Source organism: Streptomyces sp. NPDC052040, assembly GCF_044548405.1.
Classification (GTDB): Bacteria; Actinomycetota; Actinomycetes; order Streptomycetales; family Streptomycetaceae; genus Streptomyces.
Window position 1 is genome coordinate 146,034 of sequence record NZ_JBIUBV010000016.1, and the last position, 13,145, is coordinate 159,178.

Here is a 13,145-nt window from a genome sequence, read left to right on the forward strand (position 1 = left end):
TGTGCCGCGCTCCGCCGTCGCCACCGGTCACCGTCCGGTGGGCGGACCGGGCTCCCGGCCTTACGCTGACTGCATGTCGACCCATGCGAAGCGTGAACGCCTTCTTCTCGCCGACCTGTTGGAGGCCGTGGGCCCGGACGCGCCCACGCTGTGCGAGGGCTGGAACGCCCGGGACCTCGCCGCGCACGTCGTGGTGCGCGAGCGCCGCCCCGATGCCGCGGGCGGGGTGCTCGTCAAGCAGCTCGCGCCGCGCCTGGAGAAGGTGATGGAGGAGTACACCGCGAAGCCCTACGAGGAGCTGATCCAGCTGATCCGCACCGGGCCGCCGCGGTTCTCGCCCTTCCAGCTCAAGCAGCTCGACGAGGCGGCGAACACGGTCGAGTTCTACGTCCACACGGAGGACGTCCGCCGGGCCCGGCCCGACTGGACCCGGCGGGAGCTGGACCCGGTCTTCCAGGACGCCCTGTGGTCGCGGCTGGAGCGCACGGCCCGGCTGACCGCCCGCAAGGCGCCCACGGGGCTGGTGCTGCGCCGACCGGACGGGCAGACGGCGGTCGCGCACCGGGGCACCCCGGTGGTGACGGTGACCGGCGAGCCCTCCGAGCTGCTGCTGTTCGCGCTGGGACGGCAGCGGGTGGCGGACGTGGAGCTGGAGGGCGACAAGGAGGCGGTCGCCAAGGCACAGGACGCCAAGGAACTGGGCATCTGATCCGGGGCCGGGCCCGGCCGGGCCCGGGGCCTCAGTGGGGCAGTTCGGCGCGGCGGAGGGCCGGTACGGCCAGGGCGACGAGGCCGCCGAGTCCGCAGACCGCGGCGCTGGCCAGGAACACGGGCCCGGCGCCCCACGCCCCGACGGCCGCGGCGGACAGCGGCAGGCCGAGCGGGGCGACGCCGAGGCTGACGATTCCGGCGACGGCGTTGACCCGGCCCAGGTAGGCGGGGTCGGCCAGGGAGTTCAGCAGGGCTCCGCACAGGGCCCCGCTGAGCCCGGTGAGCAGGCCCACCAGCAGCGCGGTCCCAACGGCGGCGGGCAGGTCGGGCATCCGGGCGAGGGCTCCGATGGCGGCCGAGCCGCCCAGGACGGCGAGCCCGGTGAGGCGTCCGGCGTGCGGCAGCCGCCCCCGTACGGCGAGTGCCAGCGCCGCGATGCCCGCGCCGGTGCCGAATCCGGCGAGCACCCAGCCGACGCCTTCCGCGCCCCAGCCCCGCTCGTCGGCGAGCAGGGCCAGCCCGACGTTGAGCGGTCCGACGAAGCCGAGGTCGCCGAGCGCGATGGCGAGGACCAGCGGGGCGAGCACCCGGTGGCCGCGCACATACCGGAGGCCGTCGCGCAGATCGCGCCACGGCGTCGCCCGGCCGCGCGCGGCCACCGCGTCCTGGGGCAGTTCCCGGGTCCGTACGCACATCAGCAGGGGTACGGACCCGGCGATCAGCAGCCCGGCGAGGGCGAACGCCCCGGCGGACCGGCCGAGCGCCACGCCCAGTCCGCCGAGCGGCGCCCCGACGACCCCCGCGAAGCGGATCGCGAGGCCGCGCAGGCCCTGGACGCGGGCGAGCTGGCCGGGGCCGGTGATCCGGGCCGGGAGGGCGCTCACGGCGGGGACGAAGACGGCGTCGACGGCGCCGAAGACCAGGGCGAGGACGGCCAGCAGCCAGAGCCCGGGGCCCGTCAGATGCAGCAGGGCCGCCGCGGCGAGCGCGGCCGCGCAGCGCACCGCGTCGCTGACGACGACCACCCGGCGCGGTCCGAACCGGTCGGCGACCACTCCCCCGCCCAGCATCAGCAGGGCACGCGGCACGGCTCCCACGGCCGTGACGATCCCCGCCTGCGCGGGCGTTCCGGCCTGAACGGCGGTCCAGGCCAGGGCCAGGGAGAAGACGCTGTCGCCGACCATCGACGCGGTGTAGGCGGCGAGCCAGCGCAGCACATTGCCGTCGCGGTGGGCGGGGGTCCCGTGGGCCCCAGGGCTCCCGGAAGTCTCGAGTGGGAGCTGTTCCGCGGGTATCGCGGGTACGGGGGTCACTGCGGCGCGTCCGGGGTCACCGCACCGGGTGACCGGCCTCCCGCAGTGTCGCCTTCACCTCGCCGATGCGCAGGTCCCCGAAGTGGAACACGGAGGCCGCGAGCACCGCGTCCGCGCCCGCCGCGATGGCCGGGGGGAAGTGGTCCGGCCTGCCCGCGCCGCCGGAGGCGATCACCGGGACCGTCACATGCTTGCGCACGGCCGCGATCATCTCCAGGTCGTAGCCGTCCTTGGTGCCGTCCGCGTCCATCGAGTTCAGCAGGATCTCGCCCGCGCCCAGCTCGGCGGCCCGGTGCGCCCACTCGATCGCGTCGATGCCGGTGCCCCGGCGGCCGCCGTGGGTGGTGACCTCGAAGGTTCCGGCCTCCGTGCGGCGGGCGTCGACCGACAGCACCAGCACCTGCCGCCCGAAGCGCTCGGCGATCTCCCGGATCAGGTCCGGGCGGGCGATCGCGGCGGTGTTCACGCCCACCTTGTCGGCGCCCGCCCGCAGCAGCCGGTCCACGTCCTCGGCCGTACGGACGCCGCCGCCGACCGTCAGCGGGATGAACACCTGTTCGGCGGTGCGGCGGACCACGTCGTAGGTGGTCTCGCGGTTGCCCGAGGAGGCGGTGATGTCCAGGAAGGTCAGCTCGTCGGCGCCCTCCGCGTCGTACACCTTGGCCATCTCGACGGGGTCGCCCGCGTCGCGCAGGTTCTGGAAGTTGACACCCTTGACGACCCGGCCGTTGTCCACGTCCAGGCAGGGGATGACTCGGACCGCCAGGGTCATGAATCCACGGCTCCTCTTGCTGCGTGCAACCACTGAAGGCTGCTGCTTCCAGCCCCCGAGGGGTGCTGCTTCTAGCCTCTGAAGGCTTCCAGTTCGACTTCGACCAGGATGCGCGGGTCGATGAAGCCCTCCACGACCAGCAGGGTCGACACCGGGCGCACGGAGTCGAAGATCTCCTTGTGGGCCCGGCCCACCTCGTCGACGTCCCGCGAATGGGTCAGATACATCCGGGTCCTGACCACCGACTCGGGGCCGAGCCCGAATTCGGCGATCGCCTCCAGCGCGCCGGTGAACGCCACCTTCGCCTGCTCGTAGGGATCGCCCTCCCCGTACAACACCCGGCCCCGGAAGGAGGTCGTGCCGCCCACCAGCACCCGGTCGCCTGCGGCGACGGCACGCGCGAAGCCGATGGTCTCCTCCCAGGGGCTCCCGCTCTGCACCCGCCGCACGGCATCGGCCGTCATGACGTCGCGCCCTTCTTCGAGGGGCCGGCCAGGGCAGCCGGGGAGCTTCGCACGGGGCGGTTCGGGGAGTGTTTCAACGGGTGGCCTCTTTCAGGACGTGGCCGCCAGGGCCTCTTCCAGGGTGAACGCCTTCGCGTAGAGGGCCTTCCCTACGATCGCTCCCTCGACACCGAGGGGGACCAGACCGGCGAGGGCGCGGAGGTCGTCGAGCGAGGACACCCCGCCGGAGGCGACCACCGGGCGGTCGGTGGCCGCGCAGACGTCCTTCAGCAGCTGGAGGTTGGGGCCCTGGAGGGTGCCGTCCTTGGCGATGTCGGTGACGACATACCGTGCGCAGCCCTCCTTGTCGAGGCGCTCCAGCGTCTCGTAGAGGTCGCCGCCGTCGCGGGTCCAGCCGCGGCCGCGCAGGGTCGTGCCGCGTACGTCCAGGCCGACCGCGATCTTGTCACCGTGCTCCGCGATCACCCGGGCGACCCACTCGGGGGTCTCCAGGGCGGCGGTGCCGAGGTTGACCCGGGTGCAGCCGGTGGCGAGGGCGGCGGCCAGGGTGTCGTCGTCGCGGATGCCGCCGGACAGCTCCACCTTGATGTCCATGGCCTGGGCGACCTCGGCGATCAGCGCGCGGTTGTCGCCGGTGCCGAAGGCCGCGTCCAGGTCGACCAGGTGCAGCCACTCGGCGCCCGCCCGCTGCCAGGCGAGGGCGGCCTCCAGCGGGGAGCCGTAGGAGGTCTCCGTGCCGGACTCACCGTGGACGAGGCGCACGGCCTGGCCGTCACGGACGTCGACGGCGGGGAGGAGTTCGAGCTTGGCCATGGTCTACAGGGTTCCGATCCAGTTGGTGAGCGCTTGCGCTCCGGCGTCGCCGGACTTCTCGGGGTGGAACTGGGTGGCCCACAGGGCGCCGTTCTCCACGGCCGCCACGAACGGCTTGCCGTGCGTCGACCAGGTCACCCGGGGGGCGAGCAGTGTCGGGTTGTGGGACTCCAGCTCCCAGTCGTGCACCGCGTAGGAGTGCACGAAGTAGTAGCGGGTGTCCGCGTCCAGTCCGGCGAAGAGCTGGGAGCCCGCGGGCGCCTCGACCGTGTTCCAGCCCATGTGGGGCACGACATCGGCCTGGAGCGGGCCGACCGTGCCGGACCACTCGTCGAGGCCCTCGGTCTCCACCCCGTGCTCGATGCCGCGGGTGAAGAGGATCTGCATGCCGACGCAGATGCCCATCACCGGGCGGCCGCCGGACAGCCGCCGGCCGATGATCCAGTCGCCGCGCACCTCGCGCAGGCCCTGCATACACGCGGCGAAGGCGCCGACGCCGGGCACCAGCAGGCCGTCGGCGTTCATGGCCCGGTCGTAGTCGCGGGTGATCTCCACCTCCGCGCCGACGCGGGCGAGGGCACGCTCGGCGGAGCGGACGTTGCCGAAGCCGTAGTCGAAGACGACGACCTTCTTGGGCGCGGTCAACTCCACACCCCCAGACGCACCACACCGGCCGCGAGGCACATCGCGGCGCCGACCGAGAGCAGCACGATGAGGCTCTTGGGCATCTTCTGCTTGGCGAAGGAGATGATCCCGCCGACGAGGAAGAGCCCGACGACGATGAAAACGGTCGAGATGCCGTTCATGGGACTACAGCGCGCCCTTCGTGGAGGGGAGGATTCCGGCCGCGCGGGGGTCGCGCTCGCTGGCGTAGCGCAGGGCCCGGGCCAGCGCCTTGAACTGGCACTCCACGATGTGGTGCGCGTTGCGCCCGTAGGGCACGTGCACATGCAGCGCGACCTGGGCCTGGGCGACGAATGACTCCAGTATGTGCCGGGTCATCGTGGTGTCGTAGGCGCCGATCATGGGCGCCATCTTCTCGGGCTCGGTGTGCACCAGGTACGGGCGGCCGGACAGGTCGACGGTCACCTGGGCGAGGGACTCGTCCAGCGGGACGGTGCAGTTGCCGAAGCGGTAGATGCCGACCTTGTCGCCGAGCGCCTGCTTGAAGGCGGCGCCGAGCGCGAGGGCGGTGTCCTCGATGGTGTGGTGCGAGTCGATGTGCAGATCGCCCTCGGTCTTCACGGTGAGGTCGAACAGACCGTGCCGGCCGAGCTGGTCGAGCATGTGGTCGTAGAACCCGACGCCCGTCGAGATGTCGGTCCTGCCGGTGCCGTCGAGATCGATCTCGACGACCACCGAGGTCTCCTTGGTGGTGCGCTCCACGCGTCCTACGCGGTTCATGCGCTCTGCTCCTTCCTGAGTTCCCGGACCGCGTCGAGGAACGCGTCGTTCTCTTCGGGGGTCCCGGCGGTGACCCGCAGCCAGCCCGGTACGCCGTTGTCCCGGACCAGGACGCCCCTTTCGAGGATGGTCCGCCAGGCGGCGCCCGCGTCCTCGAACCGGCCGAACTGCACGAAGTTCGCGTCGGACTCGGTGACGTCGAAGCCGATCGCGCGCAGCTCGGCGACCAGCCGGTCCCGCTCGTCCTTCAGCTGCTCGACGTACTTCAGCAGCGTGTCCGTGTGCTCCAGCGCGGCCAGCGCGGTCGCCTGGGTGACCGCCGAGAGGTGGTACGGCAGCCGGACGAGCTGGACGGCGTCCACCACCGCCGGGTGCGCGGCGAGGTAGCCGAGGCGCAGTCCGGCGGCGCCGAACGCCTTGGACATGGTCCGCGAGACGACGAGATTCGGCCGACCTTCGAGCAGGGGCAGCAGCGAGTCGCCGTGGCTGAACTCGATGTATGCCTCGTCCACGACGACCATGGACGGCCCGGCGGCCTGCGCGGCCTCGTAGAGGGCGAGGACCGTCCCCGCGGGGACCGCGTTGCCCGTGGGGTTGTTCGGGGTGGTGACGAAGACGACGTCGGGCCGGTGCTCGGCGATCGCCTTCTCGGCGGCACCGAGGTCGATCGTGAAGTCCTCGTTCCGGGGACCCGGGATCCAGCCGGTGCCCGTGCCGCGCGCGATGAGCGAGTGCATCGAGTACGACGGCTCGAAGCCCATCGCCGTACGGCCCGGGCCGCCGAAGGTCTGGAGCAGCTGCTGGATGACCTCGTTGGAGCCGTTGGCCGCCCAGACGTTCTCGGTGCCGACCCGGTGGCCGCCGGTCCTGGTCAGATACGCGGCGAGCCGGGTGCGCAGCTCGACCGCGTCGCGGTCGGGGTAGCGGTTGAGGCCGCGGGCGGCCTCGCGCACCCGCTCGGCGATCCGTTCGACCAGCGGTTCGGGCAGCGGGTAGGGGTTCTCATTGGTGTTCAGCCGTACGGGGACGTCCAGCTGCGGCGCGCCGTAGGGGGTCTTGCCGCGCAGCTCGGGCCGTACGGGGAGATCGTCGATTCCGAAGCTCACTTGCTCGCCGGTACCTTCCAGCCGAACCTGGCCTTGATCGCCGCGCCGTGCGCGGGCAGGTCCTCCGCCTCCGCCAGGGTCACCACATGGTGTGCGACCTCGGCCAGCGCGTCCCTGGTGTAGTCCACGACATGGATGCCGCGCAGGAAGGACTGCACGGACAGCCCGGAGGAGTGGCAGGCGCAGCCGCCGGTGGGCAGCACATGGTTGGACCCGGCCGCGTAGTCGCCCAGGGAGACGGGGGCCCAGGGGCCGACGAAGACCGCGCCCGCGTTGCGCACCCGGTCGGCGACCGCGGCGGCGTCCGCCGTCTGGATCTCCAGGTGCTCGGCACCGTAGGCGTCGACCACCTTGAGGCCCTCGTCGACGCCGTCGACCAGCACGATCGCGGACTGCCTGCCCGCGAGTGCCGGGCGGATCCGGTCCTCGATGTGCCGGGTGGCCTCGACCTGCGGCTGGAGTTCCTTCTCCACCGCGTCGGCCAACTCCACCGAGTCGGTGACCAGGACGGCGGCGGCCAGCGGGTCGTGCTCGGCCTGGCTGATCAGGTCGGAGGCGACGTGCACCGGGTCGGCGGTGTCGTCCGCGAGGATCGCGATCTCGGTGGGACCGGCCTCGGTGTCGATGCCGATCCGGCCGGTGAAGTAGCGCTTGGCGGCCGCGACCCAGATGTTGCCGGGGCCGGTGACCATGGCGGCGGGCGGGCAGGACTCGGTGCCGTACGCGAACATCGCGACCGCGGTCGCGCCGCCCGCCGCGTACACCTCGTCGACGCCCAGCAGGGCGCAGGCGGCGAGGATCGTCGGGTGCGGCAGTCCGTCGAACGCGGCCTGCGGCGGGGAGGCGAGGGCGATCGACTCGACGCCCGCCTCCTGCGCGGGCACCACGTTCATGATCACGGAGGAGGGGTAGACCGAGCGTCCGCCGGGCGCGTACAGCCCGACGCGCTCCACCGGCACCCACTTCTCGGTGACCGAGCCGCCGGGGACCACCTGGGTGGTGTGCGCGGTGCGGCGCTGGGCGCGGTGGACCAGCCGGGCGCGGCGGATGGACTCCTCCAGGGCCGCGCGCACGGCGGGGTCGAGCTGCTCCAGGGCGTCCTTGAGGGCCCGGGCCGGGACCCGTACCGATTCCAGCCGTACCCCGTCGAACTTCTCTGCGAAGTCGATCAGCGCCGCGTCGCCACGATGATGCACGGCCTCGCAGATCGGACGCACCTTCTCCAGGGCGGCCGAGACGTCGAAGTCGGCTCGGGGCAGCAGGTCACGCAGAGCGAGACCCTCGGGGAGGGCATCGCCGCGCAGATCGATTCGGGAGATCACAGGGCCAATTCTCTCAGACGGCGACGGAACGCCGGACGGCCGTATCAGTGACTGATACGAAGCGTGGACGGCCGGACGGGCGACGCGCCCGGGGCCCGGCACGGCACCGTTCCCGGGCGGCGCGGGCACGCGGCACACCCCCGGTGCCGCGCGGAACGGGGCCCGGCACCACGGGGCACCGCCGCGGAAGCCGCGGGGCGCCCGGGGGGGGTGGGTGGGTGCGGGTTCCCTGCCGGGACTGGGGGCTTCGGCGTGTCGGCGGAGCCGTGTCGCCGGGACCGCCGGGCCGGGCGGCGCGGCGTTTCGCCGGGGCGGGCGGCGAGTCGCCGGGGCAGCGCCGCGGGGCCGGGCGCCGCACCGTGTCAGCGGGGCGGGCGCCGAGCCGCCGGGGCAGCGCCGCCACGCCGGGCCGCCGCACCGTGTCGCCGGGCGGGCGCCGAGCCGCCGGGGCAGCACCGCCAGGCCAGGCACCGCGCCGTACCGAGCCAGGCGCCGAGCCGCCGGGCGCAGCACCGAGCCCCGCCGCCCGGCCCGTCGGCCCGGCGCGACTCGGCGCTCGGCTCGACGCCTGGCTCGGCGTTCGGCTTGGCGGTACGGCCCCGGTGCCGTGTTCGGGCTCGTGGACGCCGTCCACCCCGTCGCACGCGGCCGCCCGGACCGCGCCGTTCGGCGCCGGTGTGCGCCGGTCGTGCTTCCGCTGCCCTCGGCGGGGTCCGACGGGCGGGGCCCAACGGGCGGGGATGGCCGGATCGTGTGGTTCGGGGGCCGTCCGGGGCCTTCGGGGATGGCCGGATCGGTCGGCCCGCACGGCACCCGGAAGATCACCGTCACCGATGGCGTTCCGCCCGTCACACAACGGGCATGAACGGTCGTACGAAACTCGCGAGTAGCCGGGGGAGGGACGCGCCATGACCGAGGGTGTCGGCCTCCGCGCCGGAGAGCTGCCGGACGACCTCACCGCCGCCGAGGCGGGCATGTGGCAGGCCTTCCGCAACGGCAGCACGTACGACCTGCGCAGCGGGGACGCCACGGTGGACGATCCGCACGGCGGCCACCCCTGGGGCCCCGAGCGCTGTGTCCGGGCGCGCATCGTGGCCTGGCTGCTGCTGGACGGCCCGCCCGCGCTGGCGGGCCGTGTGTCCGCGCTCAAGCTGACCGGTGTGCGGATCACCGATCCGCTGGATCTGGCGGGCGGCACCGTCGTTCCCTTCACGGAGCTGAAGGACTGCCGCTTCGACGAGGAGATCCTGCTGCCCGAGGCGCACTTCACGACCCTGCGGCTGGTGAACTGCGCGGTGCCGCGGCTGGAGGCGGCCCGGGTGCACACGGAGGGCGATCTGCATCTGCCGCGCTGCCGCTTCCAGGGCGGCGTACGGCTCACCGACGCCCACATCGGCACCGATCTGCTGCTCAACCAGGCCGTGGTGCACCGGGACCGGCGGGGCCGCGCGATCACCGCGGACGGTCTGAGCGTCGGGCAGGACCTCCAGGCCGAGATGCTGGAGTCGCACGGCGAGCTGAGCCTGCGCAGCGCCACCGTCGGCGTGTCGCTGAGCCTGCGCGGCGCCCGGCTGACCAGCCCGTACACCCGGCTGGCGCTGAACGCCCCGCAGCTGACCGTCGAGCGGACCCTATACCTGACCCCGGCGGGCCTCGGCAATCCGCTGCTGAACAGCGGCATCACGCCCGCGCGCGGCACCCGGGTGCAGCCCTTCGAGTGCCGGGGCGGGGTCCGGCTGGACGACGGGCGGTTCGGGGACGCGGTCGATCTGGACCGGGCCCGGTTCGTCCTCGACGACGGCCAGGAGATCTCCCTGCTCCGCGTCCAGACGCCCGAGCTGCGTTTTCTGGGCGAGCGGCCCGAGCGCGGCAAGGTGATCCTGTCGGGTGCGCGGATCGTGAACCTGGTCGATCGCTGGACCAGCTGGCCGGGCCCGGGCGATCTGCACATGGGCGGTTTCGCGTACGAGAACCTGGTCCCGCAGGACGCCTTCCCGCTCGCCCGGCGGCTGGAGTGGGTGGCGGCCGCGACCGCCGAGTACAACCCCGAGCCCTATGAGCGGCTCGCGGCCGTGCTGCGCGGCTCCGGGGAGGACGAGGACGCCCGCGAGGTGCTGCTCGCCAAGCAGCGGCGGCGGCGCGAAACCCTGCCGGTCGCGGCGAAGCTGTGGGGCTATGTGCAGGACTGGACGGTCGCCTACGGCTACCGGCCCGGCCGGGCGGCGGTCTGGATGGCGGTGCTGTGGGCGGCGGCCTCGATCGCGTTCTCGCACGCGAGCCATCCGCCGGTCGACAAGGACGGGCATCCGCCCTGGAATCCCTCCCTGTTCGCCCTGGATCTGCTGCTGCCGGTCATCGACCTCGGCCAGGCGGGCCAGTGGCAGCTGAGCGGCGGGTGGCAGTGGGTGTCCACGGCGGTGATCCTGCTCGGCTGGATCCTGGCGACGACGGTCGCGGCCGGGGCGACCCGGCTGCTACGGCGCAGCTGACGCCCCGGTGGCGGCCGACATCCGCGGAACGGCGAGCGACCTGCCGCCGCCCGGCGACCTGCGGAGGGCGCGCAGACCCATTCCCCACGAAACAGACACCTTTGCCGATTTTTGACTATTGACCCTACAACCAAGCGCGGGTTACGCATTTGTGCTGGCGCCCCCCGACCTGCGCCTTTTCAATGGTCGGCACCATGGCACTGCTGCACGCACTCAGCCGTACGACCCGGACGGCACGTACCGCACGGACGGCACTGACCGTACGGACCGCACCGGCGTCCCCCCGCCCCGCCGACGGACTGCCCGCGGACGACGAGGTCCTGCTCGACGCGCCCGACGAACGGCTGGCCCCGGTGCTGGTGGCGGCCGGGCTCGGCGACCACCGCCCGGCTGCCGCGCTGCTGGCGGCCACCCGGGCGGACGGCGCCTGGGAGGAACGCGACCTGTATGTGACCCGGCTCGCCGCCTTCGCCCGCCCGCGCGGCGAGTGGTTCGCCCAGTGGTGTGCTCTCGCCCCCGACGACCCGGACGTCCTGCTGCTGCGGGCCGAGCTGGCGGTGACCGCCCACTGGGAGTCACCGGCCCGCGTCGAACTGCTGCGCGGAGCCGCCGCGTTGGTCGCGGCGGCCACCGGGGGCGACCCCCGGGACCCGGTTCCCTGGCGGGTGGCGCTCGACCATGCGCGCGGGGCCGACGCGGATCCCGCCGAGTTCGAGCGGCTGTGGGGCGAGGCGGTCCGCCGCTCCCGGCACCACTACGGCTGCCATGCCACCGCCCTCGCCTATCTGGCGGCACTCCGCCACGGCTCGCACGGCGAGTGCTTCGACTTCGCCGAGACGGCCGCGCAGGACGCGCCGCCCGACTCCCTGGTGCAGGCGCTTCCCCTGCGCGCGGCCTTCGCCTGGCTGACCGACGGCGGCCGGTCGGCGATTCCCTCCGAACGGCTGCACGCGGCGGCGGACCGGGCGATCGCGCTGTCCTCGCGGTACGCGCCCGCCGACCCCTGGCCCGCGGAGGTCCGCAATCTCCTCGCCTGTGTCCTGGCCGCGCTGGGGCGCCGCCCGGAGGCACTGGGTCAGTTGCGCCTGACCGGCCCGTACGCCACCTCGTTCCCCTGGGACCGCTTCCCGGGCGATCCGCTGGGCCGTTTTCTGGATCTGCGCAGGGGTGTGGCCCGGGAGACGGGGGCCCGCGGAGCGGTCCGTCCGGCGGGGCCGGTTCTCCCACGGAGTGAACGCGCCGGACGCATGCCGGCCCTGGACCATTAGGCTTGCCGGTCGTGACCACCGTCCGGCTCCCGCTCTTCCCACTGAACTCGGTGCTGTTCCCGGGGCTCGTGCTCCCGCTGAACGTCTTCGAGGAGCGTTATCGCGCCCTGATGCGCGATCTGCTGAAGACTCCCGAGGACGAACCGCGCCGCTTCGTCGTCGTCGCCATCCGCGACGGCCACGAGGTGGCCGCGAGCGCTCCGGGCATGCCGGATCCCACGGCACTGCCCGAACGCGGACCCTCGGCGGGCTTCGGCCCCGACCCGGCCAAGGCCTTCCACAGCGTGGCCTGCATCGCGGACGCGGCGACCGTACGGGAGCGCCCCGACGGCACCTTCGAGGTGCTCGCGACGGGCACGACCCGGGTCCGGCTGCTGTCGGTGGACGCGTCGGGTCCGTATCTGACGGCCGAGCTGGAGGAGTTGCCGGAGGAGCCAGGCGACGAGGCGGGCGCCCTCGCCGAGGGTGTGCTGAGGGCGTTCCGCCAGTACCAGAAGCGGCTCGCCGGGGCGCGTGAGAGGTCCCTGTCGGCGGGCGCGGAGCTGCCGGACGAACCGGCGGTGGTGTCCTATCTGGTGGCGGCCGCGGTGATGCTGGACACGCCGACGAAGCAGCGGCTGCTCCAGGCCCCGGACACCGCCTCGCGCCTGCGCGACGAGCTGAAGCTGCTGCGCGCGGAGACCGCGATCATCCGCAGTCTGCCGTCCCTGCCTGCGTCGGACCTGACGCAGTCGCCGACGAGTCTGAACTGACGTACGAGCCGACAACGTACGAGCCGACGAGTCCCAACTGACGTACTGGTGTGAGGAACGGCCGGGATGGCGAAGAAGGCGAAGAAGCAGCAGGCGGGCGGTACCCCGGCGACGGTCGCGCTGACCGCCGCGGGCGTGGATTTCATGGTCCACTCCTACGACCACGACCCCGGCCATCCCTCCTACGGCGAGGAGGCGGCCGAGGCCATGGGGGTCTCCCCCGACCGGGTCTTCAAGACGCTGGTGGCCGACGTGGACGGCGCGCTGGTGGTCGGGGTGGTCCCGGTGGCGGGCCAGCTGGATCTGAAGGCGCTGGCGACCGCGGTGGGCGGCAAGCGGGCGGCGATGGCGGACCCGGCCCTGGCGGAGCGCACGACGGGCTATGTGCGCGGCGGGATCTCCCCGCTGGGCCAGCGCAAGAGGCTGCGCACGGTTCTGGACGCCTCGGCGTCCTCCCACTCCACGATCTGCGTCTCGGCGGGCCGCCGCGGGCTGGAGGTCGAGGTGTCCCCCGGCGACCTGGCCACCCTCACCGACGCCACACTGGCCCCCATCGGCCGCGCCTGACCCGCAGACCCGCCCCGGCGCGGGGGGGGGGGGGGGGGCCGCGCCCCCCCCCCCCCCCCCCCCCCCCCCCCCCCCCCCCCCGCCCCCCGGCGCCCCCCAAAACCCCCCCCCCAAAAAAACCCCCAAAAACACCCCCACCGCCGCGGGGGGAAAACCGGCACAGT

14 protein-coding genes are annotated in these 13,145 nt (G+C 73.6%); 5 read left to right on the forward strand and 9 right to left on the reverse strand.

The annotated features are described in order from the left end of the window. Window positions 1–73: 73 nt before the first annotated feature. A complete protein-coding gene (locus tag ACIHAA_RS26485; protein ID WP_399821331.1) occupies window positions 74–709 on the forward strand; it encodes a TIGR03085 family metal-binding protein in 636 nt (211 codons plus the stop codon). A 31-nt stretch (window positions 710–740) separates the two neighbouring features. Here ACIHAA_RS26485 and ACIHAA_RS26490 read toward each other — a convergent pair whose 3' ends face one another. The 9 genes from ACIHAA_RS26490 to hisD all read right to left on the reverse strand — a co-directional run bounded on the left by ACIHAA_RS26490 (window position 741) and on the right by hisD (window position 7,905). Continuing rightward, window positions 741–2,006 (reverse strand): MFS transporter, encoded by a 1,266-nt coding sequence (locus ACIHAA_RS26490; RefSeq protein ID WP_399821370.1) that lies wholly within the window; start codon window positions 2,004–2,006, stop codon window positions 741–743. Between the two features lie 34 nt (window positions 2,007–2,040). After that, window positions 2,041–2,796, reverse strand: coding sequence for an imidazole glycerol phosphate synthase subunit HisF (gene hisF / locus ACIHAA_RS26495; protein ID WP_399821334.1), 756 nt, complete (start codon window positions 2,794–2,796; stop codon window positions 2,041–2,043). A 71-nt stretch (window positions 2,797–2,867) separates the two neighbouring features. After that, a complete protein-coding gene (locus tag ACIHAA_RS26500; RefSeq protein WP_399821336.1) occupies window positions 2,868–3,260 on the reverse strand; it encodes a RidA family protein in 393 nt (130 codons plus the stop codon). 90 nt (window positions 3,261–3,350) lie between these two features. Continuing rightward, window positions 3,351–4,073 (reverse strand): bifunctional 1-(5-phosphoribosyl)-5-((5-phosphoribosylamino)methylideneamino)imidazole-4-carboxamide isomerase/phosphoribosylanthranilate isomerase PriA, encoded by a 723-nt coding sequence (gene priA / locus ACIHAA_RS26505; RefSeq protein ID WP_399821338.1) that lies wholly within the window; start codon window positions 4,071–4,073, stop codon window positions 3,351–3,353. Between the two features lie 3 nt (window positions 4,074–4,076). Further along, window positions 4,077–4,724, reverse strand: a complete 648-nt coding sequence (hisH, locus tag ACIHAA_RS26510; protein ID WP_399821339.1) for an imidazole glycerol phosphate synthase subunit HisH — start codon at window positions 4,722–4,724, stop codon at window positions 4,077–4,079. Further along, the gene (locus tag ACIHAA_RS26515) at window positions 4,715–4,879 is read right to left on the reverse strand and encodes a hypothetical protein (protein WP_399821341.1); all 165 of its coding nucleotides are present in this window, start codon (window positions 4,877–4,879) and stop codon (window positions 4,715–4,717) included. The genes hisH and ACIHAA_RS26515 overlap by 10 nt, the downstream gene beginning before the upstream one ends. 4 nt (window positions 4,880–4,883) lie before the next feature. Further along, window positions 4,884–5,477: an imidazoleglycerol-phosphate dehydratase HisB gene (hisB, locus tag ACIHAA_RS26520; protein ID WP_399821343.1), complete on the reverse strand. Its 594-nt coding sequence runs from the start codon at window positions 5,475–5,477 to the stop codon at window positions 4,884–4,886. Continuing rightward, the gene (locus ACIHAA_RS26525; RefSeq protein ID WP_399821345.1) at window positions 5,474–6,583 is read right to left on the reverse strand and encodes a histidinol-phosphate transaminase; all 1,110 of its coding nucleotides are present in this window, start codon (window positions 6,581–6,583) and stop codon (window positions 5,474–5,476) included. Before ACIHAA_RS26525 ends, hisB begins: the two co-directional genes overlap by 4 nt. After that, window positions 6,580–7,905, reverse strand: coding sequence for a histidinol dehydrogenase (gene hisD, locus ACIHAA_RS26530; protein WP_399821347.1), 1,326 nt, complete (start codon window positions 7,903–7,905; stop codon window positions 6,580–6,582). Before hisD ends, ACIHAA_RS26525 begins: the two co-directional genes overlap by 4 nt. A gap of 908 nt (window positions 7,906–8,813) precedes the next feature. On the opposite strand from hisD, the gene ACIHAA_RS26535 reads away from it, so the two are divergent. From ACIHAA_RS26535 to ybaK, 4 genes are all read left to right on the forward strand, one after another. Next, entirely contained in the window at window positions 8,814–10,394 is a 1,581-nt protein-coding gene (locus tag ACIHAA_RS26535; protein WP_399821349.1) for an oxidoreductase, read from the forward strand. Window positions 10,395–10,576: 182 nt separating this feature from the next. Next, window positions 10,577–11,662, forward strand: a complete 1,086-nt coding sequence (locus tag ACIHAA_RS26540) for a hypothetical protein (protein WP_399821351.1) — start codon at window positions 10,577–10,579, stop codon at window positions 11,660–11,662. Between the two features lie 11 nt (window positions 11,663–11,673). Continuing rightward, window positions 11,674–12,414: an LON peptidase substrate-binding domain-containing protein gene (locus ACIHAA_RS26545; protein WP_399821353.1), complete on the forward strand. Its 741-nt coding sequence runs from the start codon at window positions 11,674–11,676 to the stop codon at window positions 12,412–12,414. Between the two features lie 66 nt (window positions 12,415–12,480). After that, window positions 12,481–12,981: a Cys-tRNA(Pro) deacylase gene (ybaK, locus tag ACIHAA_RS26550; protein ID WP_399821354.1), complete on the forward strand. Its 501-nt coding sequence runs from the start codon at window positions 12,481–12,483 to the stop codon at window positions 12,979–12,981. Window positions 12,982–13,145: the final 164 nt, after the last annotated feature.

What these genes read in the sequence shown, in the direction of transcription:
- ACIHAA_RS26500 (WP_399821336.1), bottom strand. Translation starts at nt 3,260, where the DNA reads ATGACGGCCGATGCCGTGCGGCGGGTGCAGAGCGGGAGCCCCTGGGAG.
- hisF (WP_399821334.1), bottom strand. Translation starts at nt 2,796, where the DNA reads ATGACCCTGGCGGTCCGAGTCATCCCCTGCCTGGACGTGGACAACGGC.
- ACIHAA_RS26515 (WP_399821341.1), bottom strand. Translation starts at nt 4,879, where the DNA reads ATGAACGGCATCTCGACCGTTTTCATCGTCGTCGGGCTCTTCCTCGTC.
- ACIHAA_RS26535 (WP_399821349.1), top strand. Translation starts at nt 8,814, where the DNA reads ATGACCGAGGGTGTCGGCCTCCGCGCCGGAGAGCTGCCGGACGACCTC.
- hisB (WP_399821343.1), bottom strand. Translation starts at nt 5,477, where the DNA reads ATGAACCGCGTAGGACGCGTGGAGCGCACCACCAAGGAGACCTCGGTG.
- priA (WP_399821338.1), bottom strand. Translation starts at nt 4,073, where the DNA reads ATGGCCAAGCTCGAACTCCTCCCCGCCGTCGACGTCCGTGACGGCCAG.
- ACIHAA_RS26540 (WP_399821351.1), top strand. Translation starts at nt 10,577, where the DNA reads ATGGTCGGCACCATGGCACTGCTGCACGCACTCAGCCGTACGACCCGG.
- ybaK (WP_399821354.1), top strand. Translation starts at nt 12,481, where the DNA reads ATGGCGAAGAAGGCGAAGAAGCAGCAGGCGGGCGGTACCCCGGCGACG.
- ACIHAA_RS26485 (WP_399821331.1), top strand. Translation starts at nt 74, where the DNA reads ATGTCGACCCATGCGAAGCGTGAACGCCTTCTTCTCGCCGACCTGTTG.